Annotated in this window: 12 protein-coding genes and 3 tRNA genes; 1 reads left to right on the forward strand and 14 read right to left on the reverse strand. The window is 39.2% G+C overall.

Features of this window, described 5'->3' with window-relative positions:
* Positions 1-171: 171 nt before the first annotated feature.
* The 6 genes from menC to COJ96_RS24400 all read right to left on the reverse strand — a co-directional run bounded on the left by menC (position 172) and on the right by COJ96_RS24400 (position 7,689).
* Positions 172-1,278, reverse strand: coding sequence for an o-succinylbenzoate synthase (menC, locus tag COJ96_RS24375; protein WP_098576410.1), 1,107 nt, complete (start codon positions 1,276-1,278; stop codon positions 172-174).
* A complete protein-coding gene (locus COJ96_RS24380; protein ID WP_098576400.1) occupies positions 1,274-2,773 on the reverse strand; it encodes an o-succinylbenzoate--CoA ligase in 1,500 nt (499 codons plus the stop codon). Before COJ96_RS24380 ends, menC begins: the two co-directional genes overlap by 5 nt.
* Positions 2,774-2,874: 101 nt before the next feature.
* Positions 2,875-3,693: a 1,4-dihydroxy-2-naphthoyl-CoA synthase gene (gene menB / locus COJ96_RS24385; RefSeq protein ID WP_098576401.1), complete on the reverse strand. Its 819-nt coding sequence runs from the start codon at positions 3,691-3,693 to the stop codon at positions 2,875-2,877.
* Positions 3,694-3,707: 14 nt separating this feature from the next.
* Positions 3,708-4,535, reverse strand: coding sequence for a 2-succinyl-6-hydroxy-2,4-cyclohexadiene-1-carboxylate synthase (gene menH / locus COJ96_RS24390; protein WP_180230243.1), 828 nt, complete (start codon positions 4,533-4,535; stop codon positions 3,708-3,710).
* Positions 4,536-6,284 carry a 2-succinyl-5-enolpyruvyl-6-hydroxy-3-cyclohexene-1-carboxylic-acid synthase gene (gene menD, locus COJ96_RS24395; RefSeq protein WP_098576402.1) on the reverse strand — a complete coding sequence of 583 codons (1,749 nt, stop codon included), beginning with the start codon at positions 6,282-6,284 and terminating at the stop codon, positions 4,536-4,538.
* A gap of 1 nt (position 6,285) precedes the next feature.
* Positions 6,286-7,689, reverse strand: a complete 1,404-nt coding sequence (locus tag COJ96_RS24400) for an isochorismate synthase (RefSeq protein ID WP_098576403.1) — start codon at positions 7,687-7,689, stop codon at positions 6,286-6,288.
* Positions 7,690-8,052: 363 nt separating this feature from the next.
* Between COJ96_RS24400 and COJ96_RS24405 the strand changes: the two genes are divergently transcribed.
* Positions 8,053-8,988 carry a 1,4-dihydroxy-2-naphthoate polyprenyltransferase gene (locus tag COJ96_RS24405; protein WP_098576404.1) on the forward strand — a complete coding sequence of 312 codons (936 nt, stop codon included), beginning with the start codon at positions 8,053-8,055 and terminating at the stop codon, positions 8,986-8,988.
* 32 nt (positions 8,989-9,020) lie between these two features.
* On the opposite strand, the gene COJ96_RS24410 is transcribed toward COJ96_RS24405, so the two are convergent.
* The 8 genes from COJ96_RS24410 to COJ96_RS24445 all read right to left on the reverse strand — a co-directional run bounded on the left by COJ96_RS24410 (position 9,021) and on the right by COJ96_RS24445 (position 18,077).
* Entirely contained in the window at positions 9,021-11,417 is a 2,397-nt protein-coding gene (locus COJ96_RS24410; protein ID WP_098576405.1) for a glycogen/starch/alpha-glucan phosphorylase, read from the reverse strand.
* Positions 11,407-12,858, reverse strand: coding sequence for a glycogen synthase GlgA (glgA, locus tag COJ96_RS24415; RefSeq protein WP_098576406.1), 1,452 nt, complete (start codon positions 12,856-12,858; stop codon positions 11,407-11,409). The genes COJ96_RS24410 and glgA overlap by 11 nt, the downstream gene beginning before the upstream one ends.
* Positions 12,855-13,886, reverse strand: coding sequence for a GlgC family sugar phosphate nucleotidyltransferase (locus tag COJ96_RS24420; RefSeq protein ID WP_098576407.1), 1,032 nt, complete (start codon positions 13,884-13,886; stop codon positions 12,855-12,857). The genes glgA and COJ96_RS24420 overlap by 4 nt, the downstream gene beginning before the upstream one ends.
* A gap of 22 nt (positions 13,887-13,908) precedes the next feature.
* Positions 13,909-15,054, reverse strand: coding sequence for a glucose-1-phosphate adenylyltransferase (locus COJ96_RS24425; protein WP_098576408.1), 1,146 nt, complete (start codon positions 15,052-15,054; stop codon positions 13,909-13,911).
* Complete coding sequence (gene glgB, locus COJ96_RS24430) at positions 14,996-16,945, reverse strand: 1,4-alpha-glucan branching protein GlgB (RefSeq protein ID WP_098576409.1); 1,950 nt, start codon at positions 16,943-16,945, stop codon at positions 14,996-14,998. The genes COJ96_RS24425 and glgB overlap by 59 nt, the downstream gene beginning before the upstream one ends.
* 883 nt (positions 16,946-17,828) lie before the next feature.
* A tRNA-Glu gene (locus tag COJ96_RS24435) sits at positions 17,829-17,900 on the reverse strand.
* An 8-nt stretch (positions 17,901-17,908) separates the two neighbouring features.
* Positions 17,909-17,999: transfer RNA gene (locus COJ96_RS24440), tRNA-Ser, on the reverse strand.
* Between the two features lie 3 nt (positions 18,000-18,002).
* A tRNA-Asn gene (locus COJ96_RS24445) sits at positions 18,003-18,077 on the reverse strand.
* Positions 18,078-18,107: the final 30 nt, after the last annotated feature.

Genomic DNA, 18,107 nt, shown 5'->3' on the forward strand with positions numbered 1-18,107 from the left:
CCCGTACTCCCGCAGGAGTCTTCGCCGCCTTCCACTCCAATCAACAGTGTTATAAAATCATTAATGACCTTATAAAAAGGCATTTGATTAAGTCCATCGAATGCCTTTTGTCTACAATCTGAAATGAACCAGGTCTTTAACTGGTTCATTTTTTATTAACATCCTTCATCACTAAAAAGTAATGATATCCTTCCATTGCAAGACTTGCTGAAGTCGTTTTTCGTTAATCTCAAAACCGATCCCAGGACTCGATGGTACGGCTACAGAACCGTTTTGAACGTTAACTTCAGGAGTTATGATGTCCTCTTCCCAAAAGCGATTAGATGCAGAAATATCCCCTGGGATTGAAAAGCCTGGCAAGGAGGCAAGTGAAATATTATGGGCCCGTGATATACCGAATTCAATCATTCCCCCGCACCAGACGGGTATTCCCTTTTCAAAACAATAGTCATGAATACGTTTCGCTTCATTCAAACCACCCACCCTGCCCACTTTAATATTTATCACTTTGCAACTTCCGAACTCAATTGCTTTTCGGGCATCTTCAAAACTGCAAATACTTTCATCTAAGCAAATCGGTGTTTTGATTTCCTTTTGAAGCAACGCGTGTTCCAAGATATCATCATTGCTTAGGGGCTGCTCAATCATCATTAAATTGAAGTCATCGAGTGCTTTAATTCGATCCATATCAGCTAATGTGTAGGCAGAGTTCGCATCTGCCATGATTGCCAAGTCAGGATACTCACGGCGAATGTCAGATAGGAAAGAATAGTCTAGTTTTGGATTAATTTTTACTTTAATGCGCTGATACCCTTCCTGAAGATATTGCTCAATCTGTCGGAGCGCCTTTGTAGTAGAATCTGTCGCCACCACGACACCAGAAGCCACAACCGAACGGGTACCTCCAAGGGTTTTTGACAATGGCTGCGAAGTACTCTTAGCATATAAATCCCATAAAGCAGTTTCTAACGCAGCTTTTGCCATATTGTTCCTTCGTAATGAACTAAAAAGCTGAGATGATTGCGCCGGATGGTCGATTGGATTCTTTTGAAGAAGTGGAACTAGAAAATCAGTTAACATATGTAAAGATGTTTTAACTGTTTCTTCCGTATACCAGGGAGTCGAAAAAGCAACACCTTCACCAAAGCCTGAAACACCATCTGAATTGGTTATTTTAATGATTATCCCTTCACGAACCTTTACTGCGCCTAAATGGGTCAGAAACGGATCTTTTAACGGCATTTCAATGACATTTATTTCGATGGAGGTTATCTTAATCAACGGGTAAGCCCTCCTTCACCCATTCACGGAGCTCCCTGCGAAGTAGTTTCTTGGAGGCATTTCTCGGCAGTACCTTCGTAAAATAAAATGCTTTTGGCACTTTATATTTGGCCAATTTCTGTTGGCAAAATTGTTTAAGTTCCTCACCAGAAAGGTCCGCTCCACTTCTTGTCACAATAAATGCTACCGGTATCTGTCCCCACTTCGCATCCTCTGTATGTGTCACACCTGCCTCGCTCACATTAGGGTGTGACAGTAATGCAGCTTCAATTTCTGCGGGATAAATATTTTCTCCCCCTGAAATGATTAAGTCTGAACGCCGGTCGAGAACAAATAGGAATCCTTCATCGTCTAGGTAGCCAATATCACCGGAATGAAACCAACCATTCCTAAGCTTCTCTTTTGTAACATCCGGACGAAATAAATAGCCTGGAGTAACATTGGGACCTTTAATGACAATTTCACCAGGAATACCCGGTAGAGCCGTATTTCCATCCTCAGTTATAATTTGAATTTGTGATGGAAACAATGGCTTCCCCGCCGAACCCAACCTAGTCAAACTGTATTCTGGTGCAAGGGTAACAATTTGTGAAGAAGATTCAGTCATGCCATAAGTTTGGAATACCGGGATCTCTTTTTCAACACATGCTTGAAGTAATGGGAATGGTGCGGGTCCCCCTCCAAGAAGCATACAGCGGAATTGTTTGGGAAGGCGGCGTTCTTGAAGAGCTTCAACGATTCTTGTCAACGTGGTTCCAACAACAGACATAATCGTCACACTCTTGTCATTGATATCAGCAATTGTCCTTTCCACATCAAAATGGTCATGAAGGACTATTGGCATGCCATAAATGACACTGCGCATTAAAATGGAAAATCCGCTAATATGAAATAGTGGAACATTACAGAGCCAGCAATCGCCATCGATAAAGCCTAAATTTAAGGCTGAACCCACCGAACTCCACCAGTGATTACCATAGGTTTGGATGACCCCTTTGGGATTACCTGTGGTCCCTGATGTATACATAATGGTACATATATCGGCAAGCGATATCTCTTCAAGAATAGTCGGCTCGTGTGTGGCGCTTGAAAATATCTCGTCTATTGTTATGGTTTTCAGCGCAGGGATTTGGTTATTTATGAAAGTTTTTGTTTCAAAAAAAGAATTATCAAGAATTAATGATACCGCCTTTGAATCGTTAAGCTGCCAGGAAAGTTCCGATGGAGAGAGGCGGTTATTCAGTATCACGGATCTAACTCCTAATAACTGAAGGGCAAATAATATGACAACTGTATCAATATTGTTTTTTAATAATAGACCAACATAGTGGTCTTTTTGAACACCTAATCCTTGTAGTTTCCCAGCGGCCTGATAAGAACGTTGATAAAGTTCTTTAAAGGTTACCACTTCTTCCTGGAAATAGATAGCAGTTCGTGCAGGGGTTAGAAACGCTCTTTTCTTCAAAAAATTAGGCATCATTTCGTTCTGCATAACGGTTCACCTTTCTTCATCTGACTAACTAGTGCCTTTACTTACTTTCCTACGAAAAACAGCCTGATGGAATCATCCATCAAGCTGTTGTAAACTAACGATCAAGGAAAACGCGGGAATTTCCCAAAGTCAGGCTTACGTTTTTCTTTAAAGGAATCGCGCCCTTCTTTCGCTTCATCAGTTGTGTAGTAAAGCAAGGTTGCATCCCCAGCAAATTGTTGTAGACCAGCCAAGCCGTCTGTATCTGCATTCATAGCTGCTTTTAAGAAGCGCAGGGCTGTTGGACTTTTCTCAAGAATTTCATTACACCATTGAATTGTTTCTTCTTCTACTTTCTCAAGTGGGACAACGGTATTAACCAAGCCCATATCAAGTGCTTCTTGGGCATTATATTGACGGCATAAATACCAAATTTCGCGTGCTTTTTTATGACCAATGATTCTAGCAAGGTAACCAGAGCCATAGCCAGCATCAAAACTTCCAACCTTTGGTCCAGTTTGTCCAAACACAGCATTATCAGCAGCAATCGTTAGGTCACAAACAACGTGAAGAACATGTCCTCCGCCAATCGCATATCCTTTTACCATTGCAATTACAGGTTTTGGAATCACACGGATTAGACGCTGTAGGTCAAGAACATTTAGACGAGGAATCTGATCTTCCCCAACATATCCTCCATGGCCGCGTACACTTTGGTCTCCACCTGAACAAAATGCTTTATCTCCAGCACCTGTTAAGACAATAACCCCAATACTTGCATCATCACGCGCATAGGCAAATGCGTCAATTAATTCAGAAACTGTTCTCGGTGTAAATGCATTATGTACATGTGGACGGTTAATGGTAATTTTGGCAATGCCATTGAATGTTTCATATAAAATTTCTTCATATTTGCGTCCTGCAATCCATTCTACTGTCAAAATAATCTCCTCCTTTATTTATTTTCATTCGACAAAAAGTCACTTACTATTGTACCAAACTTTTCAGGTTCTTCCACATGAATTGCATGCCCGCTATCTTCAATCACTACCCAAGAACTATTTTTTAGCTCCTCCATCATATGACTGGCAATTAAACAGAACTTATGATCCTCCGCCCCTGTTAAAAGCAACACTTCACAAGTGAGTTCATTTAACTTGCCCCACCAGGATGATTGGGCCCCTGTTCCCATCCCAACTAAACTGTTGGCTAGGCCATTGGGCAAATTTTTCAAACGCTGTTTCCTAATCTCTTCTTGAGTTTCCCGCGGGAGGCCCTTCATGGTGACAAAAAGGGGAATCTCTTCCCAATAATCCACAAATGCAATGATTCCCTGTTCCTTAATAAAGTTAGCAAGTTCGGCATCTTTCATACGGCGATGTTGTTTTTCGTCCTCCGTCGCTAAGCCCGGTGATGCACTCTCAAGTATTAATTTTCGAACACGCCCTGGGTACAAAAGGGCGAAGGTTAATGCAAGTCTTCCACCCATGGAATAACCAAGTAGATCTACTTGCTCAATCCCCATATGATCAAGGATCGTGTTTAAATCAGAAGCAGCGGCATCCATTTGATATCGGCTAAGCTCCTGGGGAGACTCTGTTTTTCCGTGCCCAATAATATCAGGGATAATGAGCATTGTCGACTTTCCCCAGCATTCATGAAATGGAGCCCATGTGGTAGAGTCTCCCGTAAAGCCGTGCAGCAAAACAAGTGGAACCTGGCCAAGGCCGCCGTTACCGCAAACTTCGACATAGTGACGATTCCCATCGATAACGATATACATTTATTGTTCACCTTTGACAAAGTTTGATATTTCCTGGGAAACATTGCCCCAAAATTCGCGGTGTTCGTCACGATTCCTCTCTCTGTTGGTAACTATTTCATATACATTTATCCCTGTCGAATGGATGGATTTCCTTATTTCTACTCCAAAATGGTCCCAATCCTCAATCTTTATGTAATTACCATTAAACATTTTAACAGCATGCTCAAAATCAATTCCGATCGGAGTGCCGAACAAAAGTTCAAAGTTTTTCGGATGCTCAGATTGCGGGAGGAAGGAGAAGATTCCGCCGCCATTATTGTTGATTAGAATAATATTAATATTTATATTGTACAGTTTTGCTGCAATCAGCCCATTCAAGTCATGGAAAAAGGTTAAATCACCTAGGACAAGGTACAAGGATGAGGAGTTTAATGCGGCACCCAAGGCAGTAGAAACGGTACCGTCAATTCCATTTGCCCCCCTATTTGCCATTACTTTAATTTGTTTATGATTGTTAAGAAAAAAGCTATCTAAGTCGCGGATTGGCATACTATTACCTACAAATAGTGCAGCTCCTTCAGGAAGCATTTCAGCTAATTGATAGAACAGCCTGCCTTCACTTAAATCCGATATATCGCTAAGCGATATCATCGTATCTTTTGATAGTTGGTTAACCCTTTTCCAAGCTGTTAGAAAATCGGAAGAGGATTTCTCTACTGTATATTTTTCTATTTTCTCGCAGAATAACGATTCATTACAGAAAATCATATTTGTTGATAACGATGCTGGATCACGCCAGCCGCTGCCGCCATCAATCACATATTGTTCTGCGTTTCCATTTTCTTTTATAAAAATTGTTAATGCTTTTGAAATGGGCATTGCTCCAAATCTAAGAATAACATCCGGCTTTAAGTAGACTTTTGCATCATCGTTTCTTAAAAAGGTATCATAGGCTTCAATGATATTTTCAAAGCTATGTTTCCCGCTTCTTAACTGTGACAAGGGGTCAGCAATTATTGGGAAGTTTAGTTTTTCAGCTAGCCGTGTTACAGCCTCAGGAAAAATATCATCGACAATATTTCCACAAACAATAATTCCTCTTGTTGTTTTTGACAGTTTTTCGGCAATTTCTCTAAATTGTTCCTCCGCGATTGTCAAATCACCTGTATGGACTTTCACATAACCGTTTGGACGTTCACGAAGCTGGAAGAGGGCATCATCCAGCTTGGGTACTAATGGTTCCCTAAAAGGAAAATTCAAATGAACAGGACCAGAAGGGGCACTTTTCGCAATCGCTACCGCTCGCGCACAAATCGTACGCGCATAACGAATGATTTCATCACTTTTTTCAGGTAAAGCCATTTCGGAGAACCATTTTACATGTTTCCCATATAAATGGATTTGATCGATTGCTTGTGGAGCACCTACTTCTCTGAGTTCATGCGGCCGATCTGCCGTTAACACAATCAAAGGCACTCGTGCATAACGCGCTTCCACAATCGCAGGGAAATAATTCGCGGCAGCCGTACCTGACGTACAGAGGATTGCAACTGGCTTATTTAAAGACTTGGCTATTCCTAAGGCAAAAAAAGCAGCTGAGCGTTCATCTACATGTATATGAACATTAAGTTCTGGATGCTCTGCCATAATCATCGCCATTGGAGTAGACCGTGAACCTGGGCTTACAACCACATCAGTTACTCCCGTGAAAATAAGTTCTGAAACAATAGCTGCTATATAGGCTGTTAATGATTCTTGATGCTGCATATCAATTTCCTCCAAGGGCTCGGAGCATAGGTTTAAATTTCAAACTCGTCTCCAAATATTCACTTTCTGATTCAGAATCTGCTACTACTCCGCATCCTGCGAATAACGAAACTTCTTCCCCCTGAATAAGTCCAGAGCGAATGGAAACAGCAAATTCACCATTTTTCCTGTAATCCATCCAGCCTAATGGAGCGGCGTAGAAGCCACGATCCAGCTCTTCTACTTCTCTAATCTTAACAACTGCTTCCTCCTTCGGAAGTCCGCCCAGCGCAGGTGTGGGATGCAGTCTTTCCACCAATAACATTAATGAAGCATCCTTATGACATTTTCCGACCACTGGGGTATAGAGGTGCTGAATATCTCTTATCTTCATTAACTGTGGTTTTTCAGGCAGAATAATTTCTTCGCATGATTCCTCCAGAGCCTCTTTTATCATTTCCACAACAAAACCATGCTCTTTTAGGTTTTTTTGGTCATTTAATAACATCTGACCCAATTTTAGGTCTTCCTCTTCTGTTTTGCCACGTGAGATGGAGCCAGCAAGACAGGTGGAATACACTTCATTTCCTTGCTTTTTCACGAGTCTTTCTGGCGATGCACCAATAAAACAATCTCCATTTGATTCAAACGCAAATATAAAGCTTTCATGCTGCTGCATATACAAATTATTTAGGACATTCTCTGCCATAACTTGATCGTCAAACACAAGCCTCAATTCGCGAGCAAGCACAACCTTTTTTAGGGGACCATCTGTTAATTCCTTCACAACTCCATCAACAGTTTTCTTCCACCTTTCAGGTCCAATCTCTTTCATATCTAAAAGTGCAGCAACCGACTTTTTGGGTTCACTTTGATAGAGAGCATTTAAAATTTCATTTCTCTCTTCGCTTACTTTTTTAAATAAGTAAGGATCCTCATGAGGAGTACAAACCGTATTAGTTGTTAAGAACGTTTGACCATCAATGATACTCAATAAATATTTCGGCAGATGGAACAAAGAATTGGCGTATTTCGACCAAAGGACGGTTTTTTCTTTGCAGGGGTCAAACGAAAAGCCGCCGAACATGACTGGACCTATCCCCATTTCAGTATATGGATTGAAAATAAGGCAGTCCCTTAAAAATTTCTCCCATTCCTCTTCAACATGAAAAAAGCGGTCAGAATCCTGATCCGACTGAATCTGTTTAGAAATCCCGAGTCCAATAAGTACGGTTTCATCTTCTGGGTCCTTCCAAAAGAAGCGTTCACCGCGAAATTGTTCTTTTCCTATATTAAAAAATGATAGTGGGTTTATCGTGTCCATTTTATGAACTTCACTAATTAAAATGGGCCGGCCTAGTTCTTTTGCGCGTTTGACAGCCAAAAGACCTCGTTCCATTATTTCCAACTCTTGAATGGTAATCAAACAAATCCCTCCAAAACAGCCGAAATGACTGTTATCCATTCATATTAATGCAATTTTTAGCATACTACCTACATTGTAAAGAAGTCAGTATTACTTGTCACTAACAATCCTGCTTCATTCCCTATTATATCTTAAGATTTCACCTTATTGATAAAATCCGCTCTCTCATTGAATTTTTCATTTTTATCATTTTCCCACCAACCATTCAATAATAATCAAACAGGTATAATCTTCTAAATTTGATAGGAAAAATTAATTGACACTAATCCTTGAATTACATACACTTAGTTTTGGGCATGGCCCATTTAACATTGAACCTAACCTTTTATATAGAGAAAGAAACTTAAAAAGGGAGAGAAGAAAATGCAACCAACAATACAGAAGAGTTCTGAACCTGCAGTTGAATCAAACCGCGGCTTTCAAGTATGGTGGCAAATGACCCGTCCCCATACATTAACTGCTGCATTTGTACCAGTTCTGCTTGGTACAGCCCTATCCCTTAAACATGGGAACATTCATTTTGGGCTATTTTTTGCCATGCTTATTGCGAGTTTATTGATTCAAGCTGCAACCAATATGTTTAATGAATATTTCGATTTCAAACGCGGGCTGGATACAGCTCAATCCGTAGGGATTGGCGGGACAATTGTTCGTGATGGAATCAAGCCAAGAACAGTCCTAAACCTTGCTTTTGTCTTTTATGGAATTGCCCTATTATTAGGGATCTATATTTGCGCCAACAGCAGCTGGTGGTTAGCGGCTGTGGGGCTGATTTGTATGGCTGTGGGGTATTTTTATACTGGAGGTCCGTTCCCAATTGCTTATACACCATTTGGTGAAATTCTTTCAGGTTTCTTTATGGGGATGTTAATTATTTTAATCTCCTTCTTTATTCAAACGGGAACAGTCAGCACCACGAGCATTCTCGTCTCAGTTCCAAGTATGATATTAGTTGGGATGATTATGTTATCAAATAACATTCGTGACCTGGATGGAGACAAAGAAAACGGACGTAAAACAGTGGCCATTCTATTAGGAAAGAAACGTGCCATTTACTTATTAACAGGGATGTTCACTTTTTCCTTTCTTTGGGTCTTAGGTCTGATTATTTTCGGTGTTTTGCCAGTTTGGACAGCACTTGTGATCCTTAGCGCTCCAAAGGCAATTAAAGCAACTAAAGGCTTTATTGAAAACACGATTCCAATTAAAATGGCACCAGCCATGAAAGCAACCGCACAAACAAATACCATATTTGGGTTTTTATTAGCGATTGGAATATTCATTGGACACTATCTATAAGAAAAAAGCTTCTGCGATGGCAGAAGCTTTTTTTAATGCAGAGGCTTAATCCCCCATATATCATCTGCGTATTCCTTAATGGTACGATCGCTTGAGAAGTAACCAGCTTGGGCGATATTTCTTAAGCTCATTTGCTGCCAACGTAATCGATTAGTAAATGTTTCACCAATTGAACGTTGTATGTCCGCATAGGATGCAAAATCCTTTAAGACAAAATATTGATCATTTTCCTGGAGGAGCGAATCAAATATCGGTTCAAATTCATTATAGGCCCCAGGGAAAAATCCATTAACTAGTTGATCTACTGCTTGGCGAATCCGACTATCATGGTGGTAATATTCATCGGATTGATAACCGCCGAACTGGTAGTAGTGTAGAACCTCATCAGCCGTTAATCCAAACGTGAAGATATTGTCATTACCCACCAATTCACGAATTTCGATATTGGCACCATCTAAAGTACCTACCGTTAATGCACCATTAATCATAAATTTCATATTTCCTGTTCCAGAAGCTTCTTTACTAGCCGTAGAGATTTGTTCACTGACATCTGCTGCAGGAAAGATTTTTTCCGCAAGTGACACTCGATAGTTTTCCAAAAAGATCACTTTCATTTTATCGCCAATTACAGGGTCATTGTTTACCTTTTCCGCTACAGAATTTATTAATTTGATGATCTTCTTGGCATAATAATAGCCTGGCGATGCTTTGGCACCAAAAATAAATACTCTAGGGACAACAGGGTAGCTTGAATCTTCCTTGAGTCGGTTATACAGATGCATGATATGTAAAACATTTAAAAGCTGCCGTTTATAAGCATGCAGACGCTTTACTTGTACATCAAAAATAGCACCAGTATCCACCGTAGTTCCCGTCTTTTCAAGAATAACTTTCGCAAGTGTTTGTTTGTTTTCATTTTTTATTTTTAAGAGTTGATCCAAGAACGAGGAATCATTTTCATATTTAAGCAGTTGGGAAAGTTCTGTTGCTTGATAGGTCCAGTCGGAACCGATGGATTCTGTAATGAATGAAGATAATTTTGGATTTGCTTTTAACAGCCAGCGCCGATAAGCAATTCCATTTGTTTTATTGTTAAATTTCTTAGGAAACAATTGATAAAATTGATTCATCTCACGTTTCTTTAAAATTTCGGTATGCAGCTGTGCCACACCATTAACACTAAAACTTCCGACAATGGCTAAATGAGCCATTTTCACATAATTGTCTGCAATAATGGCGAGTCCCTTAATCCGGTCCCAGTCCCCTGGAGATTGTTCCCATAACTCATGGCAAAACCTTTCATTGATTTCTTCTACAATCATATAAATCCTTGGCAGCAGCGGTTGGAAAATATGTATCGGCCACTTCTCTAAAGCCTCAGACAATGTCGTATGATTCGTGTAGGAAATTGTTTGTTTGGTAATATCCCATGCCTGTTCCCAATCATATCCTTCTTCATCAAGCAGAATTCTCATTAGTTCTGGAATAGCTAAAACAGGGTGGGTATCGTTGATATGAATACAGATGTGTTCATGAAGTAGGTTCAAACTGCTGTGTTGCTTCCGATAACTCTTTAAAATAGATTGGATACTGGCGGATACTAAAAAGTATTGTTGTTTCAAACGTAAAATCTTTCCTTCATCATGGGTATCATCAGGATATAGGAACTCAGAGATCATTTCCGTTTCCCGCTTATATTTTAAGATATCCTTATGTAAGGAAAATTGGGATGGTTCGGCATTCCAGAGTCTTAATGTATTAATTGTTTTTGACTGATACCCAATAACAGGCATATCGTGAGGCACGGCCGTAACCGTTTCTGCATTTAGATGATGAAAAACAAGCCGGCCGTTTTCCATCTTCGCCTCTACCTTCCCCCAAAAGGGAATTTTAATAGAACTATCGGTTTTGCGTATTTCCCATACATTCCCATTCTTTAGCCATTGTTCCGGTAATTCAACTTGATACCCATCAACAATCTTTTGTTCAAATAAACCATGTTTATAACGAATTCCATGACCATGGCCAGGTAGACTTAGTGAGGCTAATGAGTCTAGAAAACAGGCGGCTAATCTTCCTAAGCCGCCATTTCCTAAGCCTGCATCTGCCTCAAATTCCTCTAACTCACCTAAATCTATACCTAATTCCTTCAATCCAACCTGCACGGTTTCTTCCACACCGAGATTGATCAGATTTTGTCTAAGTAATTTCCCCAATAAATATTCAATGGAGAGATAATAAACCTGCTTTCCCTTGGAAGCCAGATGTTTTTCGTTTGTAGTTATCCAATCACCACTAACAAATTCACTTATCATGGTCCCAAGGGTTTGATAATGGTCTCTGGCTGAGCTATCTGAGAAACTCTTTCCACATACCATCTCAATCCTTTTTAGAAAGGTTTCTTTAAATTCGACCGTACTAGAAAACATGTGTTTCACTCCTTGCAACGATCTCAGAATATAATTGATTATAGCTATATGCTGACTGTGCCCAGCTATAATCCATTTCCATTGCTTGTTTTACAATGGAGCTCCACGATTTTGAATCATGGTAAACATTTAGAGCGCGTTTAATCGTATAGAGCATATCGTGGGCATTAAAATTCGAGAAGGAAAATCCGTTTCCTTTTCCTGTAAATTCGTTCCAAGAGTTTATTGTATCATTTAAACCGCCTGTTTCCCTAACAATCGGGATAGCACCATATTTCATTGCAATCAATTGTCCAAGCCCGCAAGGTTCGAATTGCGACGGCATTAAAAACAAATCCGCTGCTGCATAAAGTTTATGGGCCAGCCCTTCATTAAATCCAGTATGAACTCTTAACTTTTCGGGATAAATCCGAGCCGCTTGTCTTAGATGTTCTTCATATTCATAATCCCCTGTACCCAATACAATTACCTGAAGGTCCTCCTGCAAAATTTCACGAAGAACACACTTAACTAAATCAAGGCCTTTTTGCTTTGTGAGTCTTGTAATCATCACTAACAAAGGTGTACGTGACGACTGTGGCAAACCAAAGTGATTTTGAATCTCACTTTTATTTACTGCCTTTTTCTGATGATGATTAACCGTATAGGTTTGATAAATTAATGGATCTTTTGCAGGATTATAAAAATCTTCATCAATTCCGTTTAGAATCCCGATCAAGTCCTCTTTTCTTGCTCTTAATAATCCATCTAATTTTTCACCATAGGCGGGAGTTTGAATTTCCTCTTTATAGGTTGGGCTAACGGTCGTAATTTTGTCCGCTGCAACAAGTGCACCCTTCATATAATTAATATTTCCGAAAAACTCTAAGTGACCGGAATGGAAAGAATTATAATCCATTCCTAACAAATCTCCTAATACCTCTCTCGGAAATATCCCTTGGAATTGCAGGTTATGAATGGTAAACACCGTTCGAATGTGACCGTATCCTTTTCGTTTATTATATTCTGTCCGTAAAAGGTATGGAATCATTGCCGTATGCCAATCATGGCAATGAAGAACATCGGGATAAAATTTAAGTTCCTCTATTGCTTCTAAAATTGCTCGATTAAAATAAGCAAATCTTTCCCCATCATCGAAATATCCATATAAACCTTCCCGTTTGAAATAATACTCATTATCAACAAAATAGAAGGTAACTCCTTGATAGGTAAGCTCCTCTATACCGCAATATTGATTTCTCCAACCTACAGAAACGGTGAACTCTTTCACCTGTTTCATTTCACTCTTAAATTCCTCTGCAATGGTTCCATACTTTGGCAGAATGACTCTAACATCAGTTCCCAAGCTCTTTAATTCTTTTGGAAGGGAACCTGCAACATCGGCCAATCCTCCCGATTTTGCAAATGGTCCACATTCCGAAACTGCAAATAATACTTTCACGAGTTCATCAACGCTCCTTGTTTGGTCCCTTTACGAATTACAAATGGTGATTGCATTGTGCCGGACAAATGGGTTCCGGCCTCTACTTTAACGTCTTTGTCTAAAATTACGGAATCAAGATAACAGTTCTCTTCAATTTGGCACTTCTGCATGATGATGCAGTTCTTAATAACTGCACCTTTGCCAATCTTTACTCCTCGAGAAATAATACTATTTTCTACCAAACCATTGATTACACAGCCATTGGCAATCATTGAATTTTTTACTTCAGACCCCTTTACATGCTTCGTTGGTGGTTCATCCTTAACTTTAGTAAAGATTGGCTGATCTTTTGGAAATAACTGTTGCCAAACCTCAGACTGCAATAAATTCATACTAGTAGAAAAATAGTTTTCAATTGAATCTATCATCACGGCATAACCGTCATATTCATAGTGACAAACAGAGTAAAGATTCTGAAGGTCATTAACCACGTCCTTCATACATGTATACCCTGTTTCATTTCGTGTTTCAATTAACTTAATTAGCAGGGATGTTTTAATTAAGTACATTTCCATTGAACCTCCATCTTTATGATGGATTTCCGTGATGTCACAGCCAGAACGACTATGCCAATCTAGGATTGGTCTAAAGTTCATGTTGAACACGGTATAACAATTAGAAATGATGGCGTACTCTTGTGTACTGCGATAAAAAAAGTCTAAATTCGCTGCAAAATTTTCAAACGAACCGATTTTATTTCCATCAAAATCAACAATTGGTGAAGGGAAAAAGAAAAGACCATCCCGTTTTCTGTTTAAGTCCCAATTCTTACCGGAACCCAAATGATCCATAAGCGAACGGTACTGCATTTTTGGAAATATTGCTACACTACGAATACCTGAATTCACCATATTCGACAGTACAAAATCAATAATCCGGTAACGGCCCGCAAATGGCAGGGCAGCGAGTGAGCGATGCGTTAATAAATCCTCTAAATCGTCATGATATGTTGTGGCGTCAATTACACCTAAAAGCTTTCTTTTCAATCAAAGTCCCTCCTGAATTTTATTAAAAAGCAGGGTATAGCCCGCTTAACATTTCATTAGTAACCAAAATAATCTCATCATCAAAAGAGCGAATAACGGTTCCATCTGGAACCTTTACATCTTCTTGAACAATCGCTTTCTCAATCAAACAATTACTGCCAATGATCGCATCAGGCATGATAACAGACTCTTTAATAATCGTTCCTTTTCCGACAGTCACCCCCTGAAAGAGAACAGAGTTATTAACTTCCCCCTCAATCGTACACCCTTCATTAATAAGTGATTCTTTTACAATTGCATCGGAAGAAATATATTGCGGCGGCTGGTTTGGATTGACTGAATAAATTCTCCAACCGTGATCAAATAAATCTAAATCACAATCTTCACTTAGCAAGTCCATGTTAGCTTCCCAAAGGCTTTTAACTGTACCGACATCTTTCCAATATCCTTTAAACGGATAAGCAAATAATTTCTTATTTTCCTCTAAAAGCATCGGGATTACATCTTTACCAAAATCATGACTGGAATCAGGATTTCGTTCGTCCATTTCTAAATATTCTTTAAGTATATTCCAGCTAAAAATATAAATACCCATTGAAGCAAGATTATTCTTCGGATTGTCCGGCTTTTCTTCAAAATCGACAATTCTTAAATCCTCATCCGTATCCATGATCCCAAAACGGCTGGCTTCGTTCCATGGAACTTCTATTAAGGAAATGGTTACATCTGCTCTTTTTTCAATATGGTACTCCAGCATACTCTCATAGTTCATTTTGTAAATATGGTCACCTGATAGAATGAGAACATATTCAGGCTGGTATTGTTTGAGGTAATTTAGGTTTTGATAAATGGCACTGGCCGTACCCGTATACCATTTTACTTCTGATGATTCAGCATATGGTGGTAAAACAGTTACCCCGCCATCCTTTCGATCAAGATCCCAAGCACTTCCAATTCCAATATAAGAATTTAATAATAATGGTTGATATTGTGTTAACACCCCAACTGTATCAATATTAGAATTGGCACAATTACTTAATGGAAAATCAATAATCCGATACTTTCCTCCAAACGGAACTGCAGGTTTTGCGAGATCCTTTGTTAATGAGTTAAGTCTGCTCCCTTTTCCTCCTGCTAATAACATGGCTACGCACTTTTTCTTTGCCATTACCTTTTCTCTCCTTTCGCTTTTTAACCGGTCTGATGATTTGAAATCCAAACGCAGGAATTGCTATATTAATCGAATGCGGCTGGCCATGGTATGGCTCATCTGCAGCTATGATTGTCTTTTTATTAACTAATCCAGCCCCGCCGTATTCTTCATGATCACTATTGAAAATTTCGCGGTATTCACCACTTTTAGGAACACCGATTGTATAGACAGGATAACTAACGCCTGTAAAATTACAAATAACAACTAAAGTTTCATCTTCCTTTTTCCCTTTTCTTATAAATGAGAAGATAGATTGTTCATTGTTATTTGCATCGATCCATTGGAATCCTTCTTGCAAACAATCAAGTTCATAGAGGGCCTTAGATCGTTTATAAACTTTCGTTAGGAACTTTACATAGGCATTTAATTTTTGATGCATTTCATAGTCCAATAAGTTCCAATCAAGCTGCTCTTTATCTTTCCATTCAGCAAACTGTCCTAATTCAAAGCCCATAAACAGAAGTTTTTTTCCTGGATGAGCAAACATATAACCTAACAAAAGCCTTAACTGTGCAAATTTTTCCCAATAATCTCCTGGCATCTTATCTAATAATGACTTTTTTCCATGAACCACTTCATCGTGTGAAAACGGAAGCATAAAGTTTTCTAAAAAGGCATATAAAAATGAAAACGTTACCTTAGAGTGAACATGTGACCGAAGAAACGGTGGTGTTTCCATGTACTCCAACATGTCATTCATCCAGCCCATATTCCATTTATAATCAAAGCCAAGTCCACCGTAACTAACTGGGGCTGTCACATTTGGATATTCGGTTGAGTCCTCCCCTATCATTACAAAATTGGGATCATGTTCATGGACTTGAGTATTTAATTTTTTCAAAAAGTTAATGCCAAATGGATTCTCTCGTCTTTCATTCGCGGCGTTTGGCCAGTATATGATATTTGCTACTGCATCCATTCGAAAGCCATCAATATGGAAATAATCAATCCAAAATAGTGCATTGGAGATAAGGAAACTTTGTACCTCACCTTTTCCAAGGTCAAAGTTTGCTGTTCCCCATACAGCATTTTCTCGATCACTTTCGGTTGAATAGGAATAAATGTGCGTCCCATCAAAACGGTAAAGTCCATGCGCATCCTTGCAATAATGACCAGGAACCCAATCAAGAATGACTCCAATCCCATGTTGATGCATTTGATCAACAAATTCTCTAAATTCATCCGGTGTCCCATATCTGGACGTTACCGAGAAATAACCAATTCCTTGATAGCCCCAAGAGGCGTCCAACGGGTGCTCAACAAGCGGTAATATCTCAATATGGGTAAAACCATGTTCCAATACATATGGAATTAGTTCTCCTGCCAGTTCTAAATAGGTTAGATACTCCCCATTTTCTTTCTTTTTCCAAGACCCTAGATGCACTTCATAAATCACGGCCGGCTCTGAAAGAAGGGGCTTTTTTCCTCTTCGAGTCATCCATTGATTGTCATGCCATTTATAATTTTCTAATGAATAAACAATCGAAGCTGTATTGGGTCTTAATTCAGAATAAAAAGCAAATGGATCTGATTTAAGCAACTTCTCACCTGTTTGTGAGAATATTTCATACTTATAAATCTTTCCGGTTAGATCCCTGTTTACAATTAGAATCCATACTCCTTCATCGTTAACCCTTTGCAATTCATACCCTTTACCATTCCAGTTATTAAAATCCCCCGTTAGCCTAACTGCAGAAGCATTAGGGGCCCATACGCAAAATCGTGTATAAATTTTATCGGAATTCTTAAAGATATGAGCGCCAAAAAGCTGATGACTTTGAAAATAATTTCCTTCATGAAATAAATGCAACTGATAGTCAGTCGGAAAAAACGTATTCACTGTCATGGCTCTCCTCATCCTCAATGAAAATATGTATTTCAAAGTCCAATTATAAGTGTATTTAATCAATATTTCTCATAATACTTTTTTATCTTTTCTGACAATAATCGATACATTTTCCTATCAAAACACATCATTCTTCACATTTCGACATCATTCCACAATATATCTATCATTAATCGCCAAAATATTATAAAAATTTTTTAAATTTTTTTCACAAAAAGTTATTTTAATTTTAATTCAAAATATATCTAAATCTCCTAGATGTAAGCGTTATCAACGTATTTTTTGGAAATTAGAATCGAAATTATTATTTAGATATAATTTTAGAATCATAAGATATCCTTTTTCAGGTTAGTATATGGGACTCGTATTTGGGTAAATTTGGTTAGAAGATACAAGAATGAGATGAGAATTTTCAAAAGGGAAAATATAATATGGAGAGATTATTTCACGGGTTCTCTTTAAGGATGATTGAATTGTGGTAAACATTTTACTGCTTTTTTCCTATTAGAGTTGACAATAACAATTATAGACTGCATAAAATGGCCTTTTCTCCCATTATGGGCGTCAATAGACTTGATTGGCTACCTAAAATGGCCTCGGTCCACCCTTACCGTCGTCAATAGCCTTGATTGGCTACCTAAACTGGCCTTAGTCCCCCATTACCGTCGTCAATAGCCTTGATTGGTTACCTTAACTGGCCTTAGTCCAACCCTTACCGTCGTCAATAGCCTTGATTAGCTGCCTAAACTGCACTTGTTCCCCTATTTCTGTCGTCTATCACTTTAAGTTTGCAGCCTAGAGATTAAATTTGTTTGGCTATTTTTTAAAAGAATTTTACACACAAAAAAAGACTGATAACTTAATCGTTATCAGTCTTTTCGTATGACCCCTACGGGACTCGAACCCGTGTTACCTCCGTGAAAGGGAGGTGTCTTAACCGCTTGACCAAGGGGCCATAAGATATGGCGGAGAAGGAGGGATTTGAACCCTCGCGCCGGTTACCCGACCTACACCCTTAGCAGGGGCGCCTCTTCAGCCACTTGAGTACTTCCCCGTTTGGCTCCGCAGGTAGGACTCGAACCTACGACCGATCGGTTAACAGCCGATAGCTCTACCACTGAGCTACTGCGGAACAATATATGGTGGGCCTAAATGGACTCGA

Origin of the sequence: Bacillus sp. AFS073361 (assembly GCF_002567005.1) — a bacterium.
In the GTDB taxonomy this organism is placed as follows: domain Bacteria; phylum Bacillota; class Bacilli; order Bacillales; family Cytobacillaceae; genus Neobacillus.